The sequence below is a fragment of the Streptomyces chlorus genome (genome assembly GCF_042655885.1).
Taxonomy (GTDB): Bacteria; Actinomycetota; Actinomycetes; order Streptomycetales; family Streptomycetaceae; genus Streptomyces; species Streptomyces chlorus.
In genome coordinates this window covers 81,024-98,761 of record NZ_JBHSOA010000025.1, presented here as the reverse complement: position 1 = coordinate 98,761, position 17,738 = coordinate 81,024, and the positions used below count along the sequence as shown (strand labels likewise).

General features: G+C 69.6%; 15 protein-coding genes. 5 read left to right on the top strand and 10 right to left on the bottom strand.

The genetic code is table 11. From position 1 onward, the window contains the following. Nucleotides 1–12 precede the first annotated feature (12 nt). The 4 genes from qcrB to ctaE all read right to left on the bottom strand — a co-directional run bounded on the left by qcrB (nucleotide 13) and on the right by ctaE (nucleotide 4,228). Nucleotides 13–1,674: a cytochrome bc1 complex cytochrome b subunit gene (qcrB, locus tag ACFPZI_RS11995; protein ID WP_381362004.1), complete on the bottom strand. Its 1,662-nt coding sequence runs from the start codon at nucleotides 1,672–1,674 to the stop codon at nucleotides 13–15. Beyond that, nucleotides 1,671–2,729 (bottom strand): cytochrome bc1 complex Rieske iron-sulfur subunit, encoded by a 1,059-nt coding sequence (gene qcrA / locus ACFPZI_RS11990; protein ID WP_381362001.1) that lies wholly within the window; start codon nucleotides 2,727–2,729, stop codon nucleotides 1,671–1,673. Before qcrA ends, qcrB begins: the two co-directional genes overlap by 4 nt. Further along, nucleotides 2,726–3,538 (bottom strand): cytochrome bc1 complex diheme cytochrome c subunit, encoded by an 813-nt coding sequence (gene qcrC, locus ACFPZI_RS11985; RefSeq protein ID WP_381361998.1) that lies wholly within the window; start codon nucleotides 3,536–3,538, stop codon nucleotides 2,726–2,728. Before qcrC ends, qcrA begins: the two co-directional genes overlap by 4 nt. 78 nt (nucleotides 3,539–3,616) lie before the next feature. Beyond that, a complete protein-coding gene (gene ctaE / locus ACFPZI_RS11980) occupies nucleotides 3,617–4,228 on the bottom strand; it encodes an aa3-type cytochrome oxidase subunit III (protein WP_381361995.1) in 612 nt (203 codons plus the stop codon). A 201-nt stretch (nucleotides 4,229–4,429) separates the two neighbouring features. On the opposite strand from ctaE, the gene ACFPZI_RS11975 reads away from it, so the two are divergent. Next, the gene (locus ACFPZI_RS11975) at nucleotides 4,430–4,831 is read left to right on the top strand and encodes a DNA-binding transcriptional response regulator (protein ID WP_381361993.1); all 402 of its coding nucleotides are present in this window, start codon (nucleotides 4,430–4,432) and stop codon (nucleotides 4,829–4,831) included. A gap of 251 nt (nucleotides 4,832–5,082) precedes the next feature. Here ACFPZI_RS11975 and ACFPZI_RS11970 read toward each other — a convergent pair whose 3' ends face one another. The 4 genes from ACFPZI_RS11970 to ctaC form a co-directional block, all read right to left on the bottom strand. Next, nucleotides 5,083–6,342 (bottom strand): L,D-transpeptidase, encoded by a 1,260-nt coding sequence (locus tag ACFPZI_RS11970; protein ID WP_381361990.1) that lies wholly within the window; start codon nucleotides 6,340–6,342, stop codon nucleotides 5,083–5,085. Nucleotides 6,343–6,489: 147 nt separating this feature from the next. After that, nucleotides 6,490–6,888: a cytochrome c oxidase subunit 4 gene (locus ACFPZI_RS11965; protein WP_381361988.1), complete on the bottom strand. Its 399-nt coding sequence runs from the start codon at nucleotides 6,886–6,888 to the stop codon at nucleotides 6,490–6,492. After that, a complete protein-coding gene (gene ctaD / locus ACFPZI_RS11960; protein WP_381361986.1) occupies nucleotides 6,885–8,621 on the bottom strand; it encodes an aa3-type cytochrome oxidase subunit I in 1,737 nt (578 codons plus the stop codon). Before ctaD ends, ACFPZI_RS11965 begins: the two co-directional genes overlap by 4 nt. Next, entirely contained in the window at nucleotides 8,618–9,574 is a 957-nt protein-coding gene (ctaC, locus tag ACFPZI_RS11955; RefSeq protein ID WP_381361983.1) for an aa3-type cytochrome oxidase subunit II, read from the bottom strand. The genes ctaD and ctaC overlap by 4 nt, the downstream gene beginning before the upstream one ends. A 388-nt stretch (nucleotides 9,575–9,962) precedes the next feature. Here ctaC and ACFPZI_RS11950 point away from each other — a divergent pair, with 388 nt between their 5' ends. Continuing rightward, nucleotides 9,963–11,408 carry a cysteine desulfurase/sulfurtransferase TusA family protein gene (locus ACFPZI_RS11950; protein ID WP_381361980.1) on the top strand — a complete coding sequence of 482 codons (1,446 nt, stop codon included), beginning with the start codon at nucleotides 9,963–9,965 and terminating at the stop codon, nucleotides 11,406–11,408. Nucleotides 11,409–11,675: 267 nt separating this feature from the next. On the opposite strand, the gene ACFPZI_RS11945 is transcribed toward ACFPZI_RS11950, so the two are convergent. Continuing rightward, nucleotides 11,676–12,650 (bottom strand): carbohydrate kinase family protein, encoded by a 975-nt coding sequence (locus ACFPZI_RS11945; RefSeq protein ID WP_381361978.1) that lies wholly within the window; start codon nucleotides 12,648–12,650, stop codon nucleotides 11,676–11,678. Between the two features lie 130 nt (nucleotides 12,651–12,780). Between ACFPZI_RS11945 and ACFPZI_RS11940 the strand changes: the two genes are divergently transcribed. Both ACFPZI_RS11940 and ACFPZI_RS11935 read left to right on the top strand, forming a co-directional pair. After that, nucleotides 12,781–12,990, top strand: coding sequence for a hypothetical protein (locus ACFPZI_RS11940; RefSeq protein WP_381361975.1), 210 nt, complete (start codon nucleotides 12,781–12,783; stop codon nucleotides 12,988–12,990). A 1,177-nt stretch (nucleotides 12,991–14,167) separates the two neighbouring features. Beyond that, nucleotides 14,168–15,706, top strand: coding sequence for a hypothetical protein (locus ACFPZI_RS11935; RefSeq protein WP_381362921.1), 1,539 nt, complete (start codon nucleotides 14,168–14,170; stop codon nucleotides 15,704–15,706). 108 nt (nucleotides 15,707–15,814) lie between these two features. On the opposite strand, the gene ACFPZI_RS11930 is transcribed toward ACFPZI_RS11935, so the two are convergent. Further along, the gene (locus ACFPZI_RS11930; RefSeq protein ID WP_055574575.1) at nucleotides 15,815–16,171 is read right to left on the bottom strand and encodes a HesB/IscA family protein; all 357 of its coding nucleotides are present in this window, start codon (nucleotides 16,169–16,171) and stop codon (nucleotides 15,815–15,817) included. Between the two features lie 381 nt (nucleotides 16,172–16,552). Between ACFPZI_RS11930 and nadA the strand changes: the two genes are divergently transcribed. Continuing rightward, a complete protein-coding gene (nadA, locus tag ACFPZI_RS11925) occupies nucleotides 16,553–17,737 on the top strand; it encodes a quinolinate synthase NadA (RefSeq protein WP_381361972.1) in 1,185 nt (394 codons plus the stop codon). Nucleotide 17,738: the final 1 nt, after the last annotated feature.

Genomic DNA, 17,738 nt, shown 5'->3' with positions numbered 1-17,738 from the left:
GCGGTGCGGGGATCAGTGGTGGCCGTGGCCGCTCGTGATCTCCTTGTACTCCTCGACGGTCGGCTTCGGAATCTGGGACTCCTCGCCGTAGTAGCCCTTGCTGAGCTTGGCGCGCAGCTTCTCGAGCGGCTTCACCTTGCGCTCGACGCCGTTCTCGTCGACCAGCGGGCCGATCTCGGCCGGCTGGTACTGCTCGTGCGCCGTGAGGGTGTACAGCGAATCCTGGCTGAGCGGCTCGTGGACCTCGATGAACTCACCGTGCGGCAGGCGCTTGATGATGCCCGACTCGCGGCCGTGCAGCACCTTGTCCTTGTCCCGGCGCTGGAGGCCGAGGCAGATCCGCTTGGTGACGATGAACGCCACCACGGGCCCGACGAAGAACGCGATGCGGATGAACCAGGTGATCGCGTTGATCGACAGGTTGAAGTGGGTGGCCCACAGGTCGTTGCCACCGCCGACGAGGAGCAGGAAGTACAAGGTGATCCAGGCGACACCGAAGGCGGTGCGCGTCGGGGCGTTGCGCGGGCGGTCCAGGATGTGGTGCTCGCGCTTGTCCCCGGTGACCCAGGACTCGATGAACGGGTAGAGGGCGATGGACCCCAGGACCAGCCCGAAGATCATCAGCGGGATGAACACACCCAGGACGAGCGTGTGGCCCCAGAAGTTGATCTCCCAGCCCGGCATCACACGGATCAGGCCCTCGGAGAAGCCCATGTACCAGTCGGGCTGGGCTCCCGTGGAGACCATGTCCGGCCGGTAGGGGCCGATGTTCCAGATCGGGTTGATCGACGCGACCGCCGAGACGACGCACAGCACGCCGAAGACCAGGAAGAAGAAGCCTCCGGCCTTCGCCATGTACACCGGCAGCAGCGGCATGCCCACGACGTTCTTGTTGGTCTTGCCGGGGCCCGCGAACTGCGTGTGCTTGTGGTAGAAGACCAGGATCAGGTGCGCCACCACGAGGCCGAGCATGATGCCCGGCAGCAGCAGGATGTGGATCGAGTAGAACCGGGCGATGAAGTCGTCCCCCGGGAACTCCCCGCCGAAGATGAAGAACGAGAGGTACGTGCCGACGATCGGAATGGACAGGACCGCGCCCTGCGTGAAGCGGATACCGGTGCCGGAGAGCAGGTCGTCCGGGAGCGAGTAGCCGGTGAACCCGGTGAACATGCCCAGGACGAGCAGCAGGAAGCCGAACAGCCAGTTGACCTCACGCGGCTTGCGGAACGCGCCGGTGAAGAACACGCGCATCATGTGCACGAACATGCCGGCCACGAAGATCAGCGCGGCCCAGTGGTGGAGCTGACGGATCAGCAGACCGCCGCGGACGTCGAAGCTGATGTCCAGCGTCGACTTGTACGCCTCACTCATCAGCTGTCCCTGCATGGGGACGTAGCTGCCGTGGTACACCACCTCGTTCATCGACGGGTGGAAGAACAGCGTCAGGTACACACCCGTGAGGATGATGATGATGAAGCTGTAGAGGCAGATCTCACCCAGCATGAACGACCAGTGGTCGGGGAAGATCTTGCGCATGTTGGCCTTGGCCAGGGAGTAGATCCCCAGCCGTCCGTCGGCCCAGTCCGCGACGCGTTCGCCGGCCGGGGCCTTCCCGCGGGGGCGGCCCGGCCCCTCGGCGCCGGACGGATTCGTGGTGCTGGTCGTGGTACTCATCCGCGCTCCCAGAAGGACGGACCGACGGGCTCTTCGAAGTCGCCGAGCGCTTCGAGATAGCCCTCGTCGTTCACACCGATACGCAGCTGCGGCAGGGCGTGACCGGCGGGACCGAAGATGACCCGGGCCCCGTCGGAGAGGTCGAAGGTGGACTGGTGACAGGGGCACAGCGCATGGTGCGTCTGCTGCTCGTACAGGGAGATCGGGCAGCCGACGTGGGTGCAGATCTTCGAGTACGCGACGATGCCCTCGTGCGACCACTCGAGCTCGCGCTTGTCCTTGATGTCCTCCGGCTGGATACGGACGATCATCAGGGCGGCCTTGGCGATCTCGTTCATGAACCCGTGCTCGTGCGGGTCCAGGCCCTCGGGCTGGGCGAAGGTCAGCGAGCCCACGATGAGGTCGGACGGCCGCAGGGGCTCGTTCGTGTTCATGTTGATGAGCAGCTTGCCCTTTTTCCACGCGGTGTGGCGGAGCTTGGTCTCGGGCAGCGGACCGAGGTCGCGCAGCAGGACCACACCGGAGAGCGGGAACAGGGCCAGCGCGCCGAACATCGTGTTGCGGATCAGCTTGCGCCGTCCGAGCACGGACTCCTTCGCGCCCTGGCGGAAGTCGTCCATGACCTTCTCGCGGACCTCCGGCGAAGCGGAGACCGGGTGCCGCTCGTCGGCGGTCTCCTGGTCCGACATCAGCGTGCGGGCCCAGTGGACCGCGCCGGCTCCGATGGTGAACAGAGCGACGCCGAGGGTCATACCGAGCGCGAAGTTCAGCGCGCCGATGTGACCGAACGGGAAGATGTAGACGGACTGGTCGACCGGGATCGTCACGAACGACGCGATGAAGCCGACGGTGGCCAGCATCGACAGCGTGAACAGCAGGGCGACCGTACGCTCGGACCGCTTGGCGGCCCGCTCGTCGATGTCCTGGACCCGCGGCTCGTGGGGCGGCAGCCCCGGGTCGGCGAACGGGTTCTTCTCGTCCGCGACACGCACCGCGCCGTGCGCGGTGCCCTGCCCTGCGGGCAGCTTCTCTTCGGGAGTCTCTTGGGTACTCATGACTTCCTGGCCTTTGCGGTCCGAGCGGCGACCCAGACGGTGACCGCGATCAGCGCGCCGAGTCCGAAGACCCAGGCGAACAGACCCTCGGAGACCGGGCCGAGCCCGCCCAGCGACAGGCCGCCGGGGCTCACGGTCTCATCGCCGTTCACCGTCTGCACGTAGGCGATGATGTCCTTCTTGTTCTGCTCCGACAGCGAACCGTCGGGGAAGGAAGGCATGTTCTGCGGGCCGGTCAGCATGGCCTGGTAGATCTGCTTGGCGTCCACACCCTCGAGGTCCGGGGCGTACTTGCCGTGCGTGAGCGCGCCGCCCTTGCCCGTGAAGTTGTGGCACTGCGCGCAGTTGTTGCGGAACAGCTGACCACCCTGGGCGATGTCGGCGCCCTCGGGGCCGTACTGCTCAGCGGTGGGAACGGCCGGGCCGGCGCCCAGGGAGGCGATGTACGCCGCCAGCTGGTCGATCTCGGCCTGGGTGTAGACGGCCTTCTTCTTCGGAAGCTGCGCGGCCTGCGAGGTGGCGGCCGGCATACGGCCGGTGGCCACCTGGAAGTCGACGGCCGCTGCGCCCACGCCCACCAGGCTCGGGCCGTCGGTGGTGCCCTGCCCACCGGTGCCGTGGCAGCTGGCACAGCCGACCGCGTAGAGCTTCTTGCCCTCCTCGATGGTGAGGGATTGGGCGGTTTCGTCGGCCTGCGCCTTGCTCGCGGGTGCGAACACGGCGTACAGCCCCCCGGTGCATGCCAGCGCGAGGAGCAGAACGACGAGCGCCGCCAACGGGTGGCGTCGTCGTGCGGAGAGCTTTTTCACGGATTACCCCGGTGTCAGGATCTTCTGCGTCGATGCTTCTGGTTAGGTGCGCTTCTTCGAGCGCGGATTCGGGTCCGCCTACTTGATCATGTAGATCGTGGCGAAGAGGCCGATCCAGACGACATCGACGAAATGCCAGTAGTAGGACACGACGATGGCCGCCGTCGCCTGGTCATGGGTGAACCTCCGAGCCGCGTAGGTCCGGCCCAGGACGAACAGGAAGGCGAAGAGACCGCCCAGTACGTGCAGGCCGTGGAAGCCGGTGGTCAGGTAGAAGACCGAGCCGTAGGGGTCTGAGGAGAGGGACAGGCCCTCGTGCTTGACCAGCTCGGTGTATTCGAGGATCTGACCGCCGATGAAGACCGAGCCCATGATGAACGTGACGATGAACCACGCCCGGAGCTTCTTCACGTCACCGCGCTCGGCGGCGAAGACGCCGAGCTGGCAGGTGAGGGAGGAGAGCACCAGGATCGTGGTGTTCGTCAACGCGAACGGGAAGTTCAGCGTGTCGGCCCTCTCCGACCAGAAGTCGGGTCCGGTCACCGATCGCAGGGTGAAGTACATCGCAAAGAGGGCCGCGAAGAACATCAGCTCGGAACTCAGCCAGATGATGGTTCCGACGCTGGTGAGGTTCGGTCGATTGACCGACGGGGGCGCGTGCCCGGTATCTACTGTCGTTGCTGTCGCCACGCCGACATTATGTCGGTCGCTTATCCCGCCCTCACCCCGGGGGGTGCCGTTCGGTGTGTCCGCCCGTCGTGTACTGCCCGGATAGCCCATCGAAGCGGTGTCCGAACCAGTGTTGACAAGCTGCCGGAAGGGGTAGCATCCGCGCCATCGGCACCACGGGTGCCGGACGATGCCGTGCCCCCTCGGAAGCGTGGAGGAACAATGCAGGCGACCGCCACGGTGCTGGTCTACAGCGACAACGCAGGCACCCGGGAGCAGGTGCGGCTCGCCACCGGCCGGCGGCCTGCCCCGGACGTGCCCGTCGTGGAGTTCGTGGAGTGCGCGACCCTCCCGGCCGTCCTCAAGGAACTGGAACGGGGAGGGATCGACGTCTGCGTCCTGGACGGCGAGTCGTCGCCGGTGGGCGGCATGGGCGTGTGCCGGCAGATCAAGGACGAGATCTTCGAGTGCCCACCGGTACTGCTGCTCATCGGCCGGCCCCAGGACGCCTGGCTGGCCACCTGGAGCCGTGCGGAGGCCGCTGTGACGCTGCCGGTGGAGCCGGTGGAGTTCGCCTCGGCCCTGGCCTCCCTGCTGCGCCAGAAGCACGCCCTGAGCGCTTAGGGCCTGTCCGGCGGATCAAGTCGGAGGAAACCAACGGCGCCTGCCCAGCTGGGTCGAGCGGGAGCTGGTGCGTGCAGCTGCAAGGCGGAGGAGGAAGTCGGCGCGGAGCGATGGGGCCCTCCCGCTCATGGGGTCCCCCCCTCGAGCGAAGCCGAGAGTGGGGAGTCGGCCGGTGACGACAACGCCGCTGGGGGCACCCCCTGCTCGAAGAGCTGGGGTGAGGGCGTGCCGGCCCCCGCGTCTCCGGCGGATCACGCCGGCTGGGGGCGCAGGCGTGCCTTCTCCTCGGGGGCGGGACCGGCCCCGGTGCCGCCCACCAGGGCGCTGCCCTCGCGCCATTGGGCCCAGCTGAGGTTCCAGTCGCCGAAGCCGTTGCCGAACGGCTCCATGGTGGTGCCGCCCGAGTTGACGACCTCGACGAGGTCGCCCGGCCTGAACGTGTCGAAGAACCACTTGGCGTCGTCGGTGCTCATGCCGACGCAGCCGTGGCTGACGTTGTCGTAGCCCTGGGAGCCGACGGACCAGGGGGCGGCGTGCACGTACTCGCCGCTCCAGGTCACCCGGGTGGCGAAGTTGACGTCCATGTCGTACGACTCGGCGGAGCCCTCGGCGATGCCGACGGTGCTGCTGCGCATACGTACCAAGCGTTCCTTGGCGAGGACGACCTTGACGCCGTTGCGGGTCTCGAAGCCGGCCTTGCCGGCGGTGACGGGAATCGTCCTGATCTCCTCGTCGCTCTTGTGCACGGTCAACCGGTGCGCGGCGACATCGGTGACGGCTATGACCCGGTCTCCGATCCTGAGGGTCACTGGTGCGGTCTTGCCGCCCCTCAGCCGGTCGCCGATCCCGATGCCCTCCAGGTTGCTGCGCATCCTGACGGTGGCGTTCTCGGGCCAGTAGTTCTTCGGGCGGAAGTGGAGCAACTTGTCGTTCACCCAGTGCCAGGCGCCGTCCACCGCGGGCGTGGAGGACACCTTCAGGCCGCGCTCCACGACGGCGCGCTGGGCGGGGGCCCGGACCGGCGCGGTCAGTTCGGCGGTGAGCGGCTGGCCGACGCCGTAGGTGCCCGCCCCGGGGCCGAAGGTGACGCCGAGGCTCTTGGCGGCGGTGGGCTTGCCCGTGGTGAAGCTGAGGACCTTGCGGCCCCGCGCCCCGCCCTCGTCCTCGGTGCTGACCCGGACCGTGTAGTCGGCCTCGGCGACCAGCGGGGAGATGCTGTGCCAGCGGCTGCCGTCGGCGGCGAGTTCGCCCACCACGTGGCGGCCCGCGGCGTCCACTGCCGTGACGTCGGTGATGCGCCCGTCGGAGTCCTCGGCGACGATCTCCAGGGACTTGTCCGGGTCGGCCTTCTTCCCTTCGGAGGGACCGCTGAAGCTGATCCGGTCCGCGGCGTCATAGGGCTCGGCGGACAGCGGGTCACCGCCGGAGGAGCAGCCGGTGACGCCCGCACCGAGGGCGATCACCAGCAGCGTGCAGCCGACGGCAATGCGGTTTCGGGGATCACATCTCATGACCTCACGCTAGGTAATCTCGTCAACCGTGGCGCGCTGGAGCACTCGAACGAGTGATGCTCGGTGCGGCCGGACGCGACGCAGGGCCCGGACCATCCTGGCGGAGTGTCCGGGCCCTGCGCGGGTCGCCCGTATTACTGGCGCGTACTACTGGGTGCGGTTCTCACCGCGGTAGTACTCGAAGACCCAGCCCCAGAGGCTGAGCAGGATCAGCGGTGCCGCGAAGTACATCAGCCACCAGCCGACGGCGACGGCCAGGAAGGCGACCGCGGCACCGAGGCCGAGACCGAGCGGCTGCCAGCTGTGCGGGCTGAAGAACCCGACCTCGCCGGCGTCGTCGGCGACGTCCGCCTCCTTGTTGTCCTGAGGACCCACGTCGACCCGCCGGGCGGTGAAGCCCAGGTAGAAGCCGACCATGATGCTCAGGCCGAAGGCCAGGAAGAGGGCCGTGGTGCCGGCCGGCTCCTTCGACCACACGCCGTAGACGACCGCCACGACGAGCAGGAAGGCGCTCAGCCAGATGAACATCTTGCCCTGGATCTTCACTTGCCGGCCTCCTTGCCGCCGGAGAGGACCTTCTCACCGTGACCGGCGTTCTCCAACTGGTCGAGCGCGGCGATCTCCGGGTGGTGCAGGTCGAACGCCGGGGATTCGCTGCGGATCCGCGGCAGGGTGAGGAAGTTGTGGCGCGGCGGCGGGCAGGAGGTGGCCCACTCCAGCGAACGGCCGTAGCCCCACGGGTCGTCGACCTCGACCTTCTTGCCGTACTTGGCCGTCTTCCAGACGTTGTAGAGGAACGGCAGCATCGACAGGCCGAGCAGGAACGACGCGATGGTCGAGACCGTGTTCAGCGCGGTGAAGCCGTCGGCCTCCAGGTAGTCGGAGTAACGGCGCGGCATGCCCTCGGCACCCAGCCAGTGCTGGACCAGGAACGTGCCGTGGAATCCGGCGAACAACGTCCAGAAGGTGATCTTCCCGAGCCGCTCGTCGAGCATCTTGCCGGTGAACTTCGGCCACCAGAAGTGGAATCCGGCGAACATCGCGAAGACGACGGTGCCGAACACCACGTAGTGGAAGTGCGCCACCACGAAGTACGAGTCCGAGACGTGGAAGTCCAGCGGCGGCGAGGCCAGGATGACGCCCGTGAGACCACCGAAGAGGAAGGTGACCAGGAAGCCCGCCGACCAGAGCATCGGTGTCTCGAAACTCAGCGACCCCTTCCACATGGTCCCGACCCAGTTGAAGAACTTCACCCCGGTGGGGATCGCGATCAGGAAGGTCATGAACGAGAAGAACGGCAGCAGCACACCGCCCGTGACGTACATGTGGTGCGCCCACACCGTCACCGACAGACCCGCGATCGCGATCGTCGCGCCGATCAGACCCATGTAGCCGAAGATCGGCTTGCGGGAGAAGACCGGGATGATCTCGGAGACGATGCCGAAGAACGGCAGCGCGATGATGTACACCTCGGGGTGGCCGAAGAACCAGAACAGGTGCTGCCAGAGCAGCGCCCCGCCGTTGGCCGCGTCGAAGATGTGGGCCCCGAACTTGCGGTCCACCTCCAGCGCGAACAGCGCCGCCGCGAGCACCGGGAAGGCGAGCAGGACCAGCACACCGGTCAGCAGCACGTTCCAGGTGAAGATCGGCATACGGAACATCGTCATGCCGGGAGCGCGCATGCAGATGATCGTGGTGATGAAGTTGACCGCACCGAGGATCGTTCCGAAGCCGGAGAGGGCCAGGCCCATGATCCACATGTCGGAGCCGATACCCGGCGAGCGGATGGCGTCCGACAGCGGGGAGTAGGCGAACCAGCCGAAGCTGGCGGCCCCGTCCGGGGTGAGGAACCCGCCGACCGCGATCAGCGAGCCGAACGTGTACAGCCAGTAGGCGAACATGTTCAGCCGCGGGAAGGCGACGTCGGGCGCGCCGATCTGGAGCGGCATGATCCAGTTCGCGAAACCGGAGAACAGCGGCGTCGCGAACATCAGCAGCATGATCGTGCCGTGCATCGTGAACGCCTGGTTGAACTGCTCGTTCGACATGATCTGCAGGCCCGGCCGGGCCAGCTCGGCGCGCATGACGAGCGCCATCACGCCACCGATGCAGAAGAACACGAACGACGACACCAGATACAGCGTGCCGATCGTCTTGTGGTCAGTGGTCGTCAGCCACTTGACGACCACGCTGCCGGGCTGCTTGCGCCGGACCGGCTGCTCGCTCTCGTAGGAGTCCACAGCAGCCGCGGCACCCTGGGGTTCGTTGAGGATGCTCACAGGTTGTTCGTCTCCCGGTTCTTCTCGTGGCTCGTCTGCGCGATGCCGGCGGGAACGTAACCGGTCTGCCCCTTCTCGGCGAGTTCCTTGAGGTGCTGCTCGTAGCGCTCGGGGGAGACGACCTTCACGTTGAACAGCATCCGGGCGTGGTCCACGCCGCAGAGCTCGGCGCACTTGCCGAGGAAGGTGCCCTCACGGTTGGGGACCACCTCGAAGGCGTTGGTGTGGCCCGGGATGACGTCCTGCTTCATCAGGAACGGCACCACCCAGAAGGAGTGGATGACGTCGCGCGAGGTCAGGACGAACCGGACCCGCTTGCCCTCGGGCAGCCACAGGGTGGGGCCCGGGTTGTTCGTCTGCGGGTTCCGCGTGGAGGGGGTACCGCAGTCGTTGACACCGCCGGCGTCGGCCGGGAAGGCATCCTTGTAGCGGTCCGGGATCGCGTCGAGTTCCTTGGAGGTCTTCGCGTCGCCGGTGGAACCCTCGACGTTCTCGATGTAGTTGAAGCACCAGCTCCACTGGAAGCCGACGACGTTGACGGTGACGTCGGGCTTCTCGAGCTTCATCAGCTCGGACTCGTCCCGGGCCGTGAAGAAGAAGAAGACCGACACGATAATGAGCGGAACCACGGTGTACAGCGCCTCGATGGGCATGTTGTACCGGGTCTGCGGAGGTACCTCGACCTTGGTGCGGCTGCGCCGGTGGAAGAAAGCACTCCACAGGATCAGGCCCCACACCAGCGCGCCGATGGCGAGCGCGGCGGCCCAGGATCCCTGCCACAGGGAGAGGATTCGCTCGGCCCCCTCTGACGTGGGGGTGGGCATACCAAGGCGGGGGAAGTCCTCCCATGTGCAACCGGTGGCGGTTGCCAGGACCAGGCCCGCGGTCAGTGCCTGCAGCAGCTTCCGCCGCGTCGGGCGCCGCGGCGAGCGGTCGGAGCCGTTGGGACTCACGTAGCGCCTTCCCGAGAGTCTCGCCCGCGCTGTACGGCTGCGGCCTGGCCTTCTCGCTGGTCGGTCGCCGCCCTGCGTCGGGCAGGGGTTTGGATGTTTATGCGGACCAAACCCTAGCCGACGCCTTCCGGGGGGTCGCGGGGAGGGGGTCATACGCGCCGCCCGTCACCCCGAAGGGGTGGGGAAGGCGTACCCAATGGCCAGGAGTGCGGCTTGTGCGGTGGCAACGGCCTGGCACGGCAGGCATAAAGGGCTCCGGGGTGCTCGTGCGCCGGCCTTCCCCACTGCCTGAAGGGCGTGGGAGGTGCCCCCGAGCCGTGGCCGGGCGCCCGTCCCCTCGCCCCTCCCCATCCCCTCGCCCTCCCCGCCCGCGGCTTACCGTTGTCGTATGGCCTACTTCGACGCCGCGTCCGCCGCTCCGCTCCATCCCGTCGGCCGTCAGGCCCTGTTGGCCGCGCTGGACGAGGGGTGGGCCGATCCGGCGCGGCTGTACCGGGAGGGCAGGAGGGCCCGGCTGCTGCTGGACGCGGCGCGCCAGGCTGCGGCGGAGGCGGTGGAATGCCGCCCGGACGAGCTGGTGTTCACCCCGTCCGGCACCCGGGCGGTGCACGCCGGGATCGAGGGTGCGCTGGCCGGGCGGCGGCGCGTCGGACGCCACCTGATCGTGTCAGCGGTCGAACACTCTTCCGTACTCCATGCGGCTGAAGTTCACGAAGCGCAGGGCGGTTCGGTCACCGAGGTCGGGGTGGACCGCACGGGGGCCGTGGCTCCGGACGCCTTCGCCGGGTCGCTGCGGCCGGACACCGCGCTGGCCTGTCTCCAGTCGGCCAACCACGAGGTGGGGACGGTGCAGCCGGTGGCCGAGGTCGCCGAGGCGTGCCGGGCGGCGGGTGTGCCGCTGTTGGTGGACGCGGCCCAGTCGCTGGGCTGGGGGCCGGTGGCGGGCGACTGGTCGCTGCTCACGGCGAGCGCCCACAAGTGGGGTGGCCCGTCGGGTGTCGGGCTGCTCGTGGTGCGCAAGGGGGTGCGGTTCGCTCCCCGGGGGCCGCTGGACGAGCGGGAGTCGGGACGGGCGGCCGGGTTCGAGAACATCCCGGCGGTGGTGGCCGCGGCGGCCTCGCTGCGGGCGGTGCGTGCCGAGGCGGCCGAGGAGGCGGCCCGGCTGCGGGAACTGACGGAGCGGATCCGGACGCGAGTGCCCGCGCTGGTGCCGGACGTGGAGGTGACCGGCGATCCGGAGCGGCGGCTGCCGGGGATCGTCACCTTCTCCTGTCTCTATGTCGACGGGGAGACGGTGCTGCACGAGCTGGACGGCGCCGGCTTCTCCGTGTCGTCCGGTTCGTCGTGCACGAGCAGCACGCTCACCCCGAGCCATGTGCTGAGGGCGATGGGGGTGCTGAGCGAGGGCAACGTCCGCGTCTCGCTGCCGCCGGGGACACCGGCCGAGGACGTCGAGCGGTTCCTGACGGTCCTGCCGGGGGTGGTGGCGGGGGTACGGGAGAAGCTGGGGGCACCGGTGCCGGCCGGGGGCGTACGGGGCGCGGAGCGGGGCGACGAGCAGAGCGGCGCCCCGGCCGTGAATGCGCCGGTGGTGGACACTCCGGCCGTGGACGCGCTGGTCGTGGACGCACTGGGCCGGCGGTGCCCGATCCCGGTGATCGAGCTGGCCCGGGTGATCGGCGACGTGCCCGTGGGCGGCACGGTACGGGTCCTCGCGGACGACGAGGCGGCCCGGCTGGACATCCCGGCGTGGTGCGAGATGCGCGAGCAGGAGTACGTGGGTGAGGAACCGGCGGACCGGGGCTCGGCCTATGTGGTCCGCCGGATCTCATGAACCGCCGGGGGTCGGGTCCGCGGAGGTTCGGGGCCACGAAGGTTCGGGGCCCCGAAGGTTCGGGTCCGCGCGGGTTCAGGACCACGCGGGTTCGGTCCGGCGGATTGGGTCCGCAGGGCTTCAGGACCTCGAGGTTTCAGGGCTGTGAGGCTTACTGACCGCGAGGCTTACTGACCGCGAGGCTTACTGACCGCGAGGCTTACTGACCGCGAGGCTTACTGACCGCGGGGGCTCATGAACCCCCGCGGTTCGTGAACCGCCGGTGTGTCAGGCCAGGTGCTTCTTCACCTCGGCCGCGGGCTCGTCGCCGTAGGCCTGGGCGAAGCGCTCCATGAAGTGGGCGCGGCGCAACTGGTACTCCTGGGTGCCGACGGTCTCGATGACCAGGGTGGCGAGCATGCAGCCCACCTGCGCGGCACGCTCCAGCGAGACGCCCCAGACCAGTCCGGACAGGAAGCCGGCGCGGAAGGCGTCGCCCACTCCGGTCGGGTCCGCCTTGCGCTCCTCCTGGGCGCAGCCGACCTCGATGGGGCCCTCGCCGGCGCGCTCGATGCGCACGCCGCGGGAGCCGAGGGTGGTGACGCGGTGGCCGACCTTGGCGAGGATCTCGGCGTCGGTCCAGCCGGTCTTGCTCTCGATGAGCCCCTTCTCGTACTCGTTGGAGAAGAGGTAGGTCGCCCCGTCCAGCAGTATCCGGATCTCCTCCCCGTTCATCCGGGCGATCTGCTGGGAGAAGTCGGCGGCGAACGGAATGCTCCGGGAGCGGCACTCCTCGGTGTGGCGGAGCATTGCCTCCGGGTCGTCGGCGCCGATGAGGACCAGGTCGAGGCCGCCCACGCGGTCGGCGACGGTCTTCAGCTCGATCAGCCGGGCCTCGCTCATCGCGCCCGTGTAGAAGGAGCCGATCTGGTTGTGGTCGGTGTCCGTGGTGACCACGAAGCGGGCGGTGTGCAGCGTCTCGGAGATACGGACGGATCCGGTGTCGACGCCGTGCCGCTCCAGCCAGGCCCGGTACTCGTCGAAGTCGAAGCCCGCGGCGCCGGCCAGGATCGGCCGGGTGCCGAGCTGGCCCATGCCGAAGGCGATGTTCGCGGCCACGCCGCCCCGGCGTACATCGAGGGTGTCGACCAGGAAGGACAGCGAGACCGTGTGCAGCTGGTCCGCGACGAGCTGGTCGGCGAAGCGGCCGGGGAAGGTCATGAGGTGGTCGGTGGCGATGGAGCCGGTGACTGCGATGCGCACGGCGTGGACTCTCCTGAGGGAGGGGGATTGGCAGTCCACGCTATCTGGTGGGGGCCGCTCGATGAAGCCCGACAAAACTACCCGATAGTAGATCTTTCTTCGTGACCTGCGGCATGCATACGGTGCCGATATGACGAACCTCAAGGTCCACGCCCCCACTCAGGCCGACCTCGAAGGCGACCTCGCGTCGCTGCGCGGCGACTGCGCCCGGATGGCTCCCCGCTGGACGGCACCGGACCGGGGCGCCGCCCGCCCGGTCTCCCCGTCCCTGATCCACGGCGTGTCCGTCCCCTCGTCCTCGGCCCGTCTGCTGGACGAGATGTCGGAGTACGGCGACTGAGCCGAGTTTCTTCTGCGGCCGGCTCGGCGCCCGGGGAACCGTGCGCTCCTCCGTTGCGTCCCATCGCTGTCCCCCGTAAAGGGGATGCGGGATACGACCCGTCAGCAGTCCCGGTGTGACCGGGCAGGGTCTTCAGGGACAGCTGTGCAGCAGAAGGAGCGATGCGGTGAACACCGAGCGACCCGACAACGACGACGCCGAGGCACACGCCTTCGGCAGCGCGCGCGACACCGGGGGCGCTTCGGCCGACGGCGCAGAAAACAGCACCCCGCAGGGCGGACGGCCCCGGGACGACGCCGCCATGCCCGGCTCCTCCCCCGAAGCGCCCGCTTCGGAGACGGACGGGGCCGGGGGGCCGGAAGGGGACACCGGGGACGCCGAGGCCGACGGCGACCGGGCGCTGAAGAGCGAGCCGTCCAAGGGCGCCCTCCCGGCCGACGGGCCGTCGAAAACCGTCCGGGCCGGGACCGAGGTCCCGGAGGCGGACGACGCCCCCGTCGGCCCCGCGCGGACCGACGACGCATCGACCGGCCCCGCGGCGGCGGACGGCGCTCAGGAGCGGGACGCGGAGAGCGGGCCCGGAGAGGCCGTGCCGGCCGGGGCCGGACGGCCGGAGGGCGAAGCCCTCGGGAGTGAAGCTCCAGGGACCGAGGACGCACAGGCCGATTCCGTACCGGCCGACGCCACCGGGCTGTCGGCGCCGAAGGCCTCGGACGCGAGCACAGCCCCCGGAACGGAACCCGAGGCTCCGCGGCCTGACGGCGGCGAGACCCCGGTACGGGACGCCGCAGCCGGCGGGAGTGATGCCTCGGAGACGGACGGGGGCAGGACCCGGGCGCCGGAGAGCGGGCCCGAGAAGACGCAGGGGGACGAGTCCGGAGGCGCGGCACCCGGAGCCCTGTCGGCCGGGAGCGCAGGGGCCGATACCGCGAAGCCGGACGGTAGCGAGGACCGGGCTGCCGGGAGCGAGCACGCGCACACTCTCCCGGCCCAGGACGGGGAAGCGGCGGCCGAAGGCCCGGAGGCCGGGTCTTCGGCCATCAAGGCTCCGGGTGCCGATGCGTCGTCGGCCCCGGCCTCGGCGGCCGCGGGATCGGGGGCGGCCGAGGCCGAGCCCTCCGTCGCACGGGTCGCCACCGACCCGGTGTCCGGGGTCGGCGACGGTGCGGTACCGGACGTGGGCGAGGGGCGTACCGGTGGGGGTCATGGTGCGGGCGGGGGGCCCGGCGACGCGCACGGCGGCGCTGACGGTCACGGCGTCGGGCGGCGGCGGTCGCCGGGGCTGGCCGCGGCGGTGGCCGCGGCGGTGCTGCTGGTCGGGGGCGGCGGGGCGTATCTCGCCGCCAGTGCCTCCGGCGGGTCGGGCGGCGGCACGACTCCGGGGGCGAACGGGGACGGCACTCCCCCGCCGCTCACCCTCGACGCCTATGCCGAGGGTGGGACGCACGGCATCGCGCCGGGTGAGCCCAACCCGTACGGCGCCACCTACCGTGCTGACGGCCCGCTCCCCGAGGGTCCCGGCTCGGCGCCGGTGTACCGCGCCCGGGGGCAGATCACCGAGGCTCAGGTGGCCGGTCTCGCGAAGGCGCTCGGGGTCGACGGGAAGCCGGTGGCGGAGAGCGATGCCTGGCGGATCGGCGGCAAGGACGGCAGCGGGCCCACGCTACGGGTGGACCGCAGCGCCCCCGGCACCTGGACGTTCAGCCGGTACACGCCGGGCCCCGACGCCTGCACGGGCAAGGGCGAGACGTGCAGGGCCCCGTCGGCCGGTGACACCCCCGCGGTGAGCGAGGAGGCCGCGAAGAAGGCCGCCGCGCCCGTGCTGAAGGCGCTGGGCCAGGACGACGCGAAGCTCGACGCCGGCCAGGTCATGGGCGTCAAGCGGGTGGTGAACGCGCAGCCGGAGGTCGGCGGGCTGCCGACGTACGGCTGGACGACCGGGGTGGTCGTCGGCGCCGGCGGTGAGGTGGTCGGCGGCAGTGGCCGACTGTCGGCGCCGGTGAAGGCGGACACGTACCCCGTCGTGAGCGCCGCGGAGGCGCTGGAGCTGATGAACACGGCGCCGGGCGCCGGTGGCCGCCCGGAGATCGGCGGCTGCGCCACTCCCGTACCGCTGGAGAGCGACGGCCGGCAGGCGCGGCAGGAGCCGTGTGCCACGGCGACGACCCTGCCCGCCAAGGACACGGTCACCGTCGAGAAGGCGGTGTTCGGGCTGGCCGCGCACGCGGTGGACGGGCAGCAGGCGCTCGTACCGTCCTGGCTGTTCGAGGTGCGGCCGACGAAGGCGCAGGACGGCGGCACGGTCACGTACCCGGCGGTCGAACCGGAATACCTCGCACCGCGGGCACGGTCCGGGGAAACCGGCACGCAGCCGGCGAAGCCGGGGGACGGTGACCGGCCGACCTCGGCACCGGCCGCGCGCGATGTCGCCGTCGAGGGCTACACCGCCGAGGGCAGCGAGCTGACGGTGACCTTCATCGGCGGAGTGTGTGCCGACTACGAGGCGACGGCGAGCGAGCGCGGCGACCGGGTCACGGTCACCGTGACCGAGACGCCCTGGCCGGACAAGGTCTGCATCCTGATCGCCAAGCAGTACCAGCAGACGGTGCGGCTCGACGCGCCGCTGGCCGCCCGCGCAGTGGTGGACGCCGACGGCGAGCCGGTGCCGCTGCACAAGGACGGTGCGCGGCTGCCCGCGGCGCCTTCGGAGCGGTGACGGGAGACTGAAAAGCCCGAAGGCGGCGGTCCCGTTGCAATGGGACCGCCGCCTTCGTGGTGCACCGTGCCGCCCGGGAACGGGTCCCGGACCGGCGACGGAGCCTGCTCAGCTGAAGGAGTCGCCGCAGGCGCAGGAGCCCGTGGCGTTCGGGTTGTCGATCGTGAAGCCCTGCTTCTCGATGGTGTCGACGAAGTCGATGGTGGCGCCGCCCAGGTACGGGGCGCTCATCCGGTCGGTGACGACCTTCACGCCGTCGAAGTCCTTCTCCACGTCGCCGTCGAGGGAACGCTCGTCGAAGAAGAGCTGGTAGCGCAGGCCGGAGCAGCCGCCGGGCTGGACGGCGACGCGCAGGGCGAGGTCGTCACGGCCTTCCTGGTCGAGCAGCGCCTTGACCTTGGCCGCCGCGGCTTCGGTCACGAGGATGCCGTCGGTGACGGTGGTGGTCTCGTCCGATACGGACATCTACATCTCTCCCGGGTTGTACGGAGACTGCTTGCCGACGGTTGCAACCGTCGGGGCCGCGGATTCATTCCGGGCCGGGAACGTGTTCTCTCGGCTCCGTCTTCATGCTCGCACACGCCCCCGCGAGCGGAAACCGGTCCATCCGCCGCCTTCCGGACACCGCTCCGAAAACCGCCCCGGGACCATTCGTGCCCGGCCGGGGGAATGAACGGACCGCCGCCGGGATTCATGTCACGTGGACGCTATGGCCGTCGTCAAAGTGACGTGAACCGGCTATGATAAATAGCGTCAATTCGACGAGAAGTCGAATCGGTCTCCCGCCAGTCCCGCCGGTCCGGTCCACACGGACCGGCGAGCCGCAGAACAGAAAGGGTGCGTGTCGTGACCACCGCCCAGACCCAGGAGCTCGACGTCCAGCCGACGCCCCTCGCCCTGCTGCTCCTCGGCCGGGAGGCCGACCCGAGGAGCGAGCGCGGTGTGGAGTGTCCCGGAGACCTCCCCTCGCCGTCCGACCCGAATCTGGTGGAACGCGCCCGCGCCGCCAAGGAGAAGCTCGGGGACAAGGTCTTCGTGCTCGGCCACCACTACCAGCGCGACGAGGTCATCCAGTTCGCCGACGTCACGGGCGACTCGTTCAAGCTGGCGCGGGAGGCCGCCGCGCGCCCGCAGGCCGAGTACATCGTGTTCTGTGGCGTGCACTTCATGGCCGAGTCCGCCGACATCCTCACCGGCGACGACCAGAAGGTCGTCCTGCCGGACCTCGCGGCCGGCTGCTCCATGGCGGACATGGCCACCGCCGAGCAGGTCGCGGAATGCTGGGACGTGCTGACCGAGGCCGGGATAGCCGAGCAGGTCGTCCCCGTCTCGTACATGAACTCCTCCGCCGACATCAAGGCCTTCACCGGCAAGCACGGCGGCACCATCTGCACCTCCTCCAACGCGAAGCGCGCCCTCGACTGGGCCTTCGAGCAGGGCGAGAAGGTCCTCTTCCTCCCCGACCAGCACCTCGGCCGCAACACCGCGGTGCGGGACATGGGGATGTCCCTGGAGGACTGCGTCGTCTACAACCCGCACAAGCCGAACGGCGGGCTGACGGCGGACGAGCTGCGGGCCGCGAAGATGATCCTGTGGCGGGGCCACTGCTCGGTGCACGGCCGCTTCAGCCTGGACTCGGTCAACGACGTGCGCGAGCGCGTCCCGGGCGTCAACGTCCTGGTCCACCCCGAATGCCGGCACGAGGTCGTGGCCGCGGCGGACTACGTCGGGTCGACCGAGTACATCATCAAGGCACTGGAGGCCGCTCCGGCCGGTTCCAAGTGGGCGATCGGCACGGAGCTGAACCTGGTGCGCCGGCTGGCGAACCGTTTCGCTCCCGAGGGCAAGGAGGTCGTCTTCCTCGACAAGACGGTCTGCTTCTGCTCCACCATGAACCGCATCGACCTCCCCCACCTGGTCTGGGCCCTGGAATCCCTCGCGGAGGGCAACCTGGTCAACCGCATCGAGGTGGACCGGGAGACCGAGAAGTTCGCCAAGCTGGCCCTGGAGCGAATGCTCGCGCTGCCGTAGC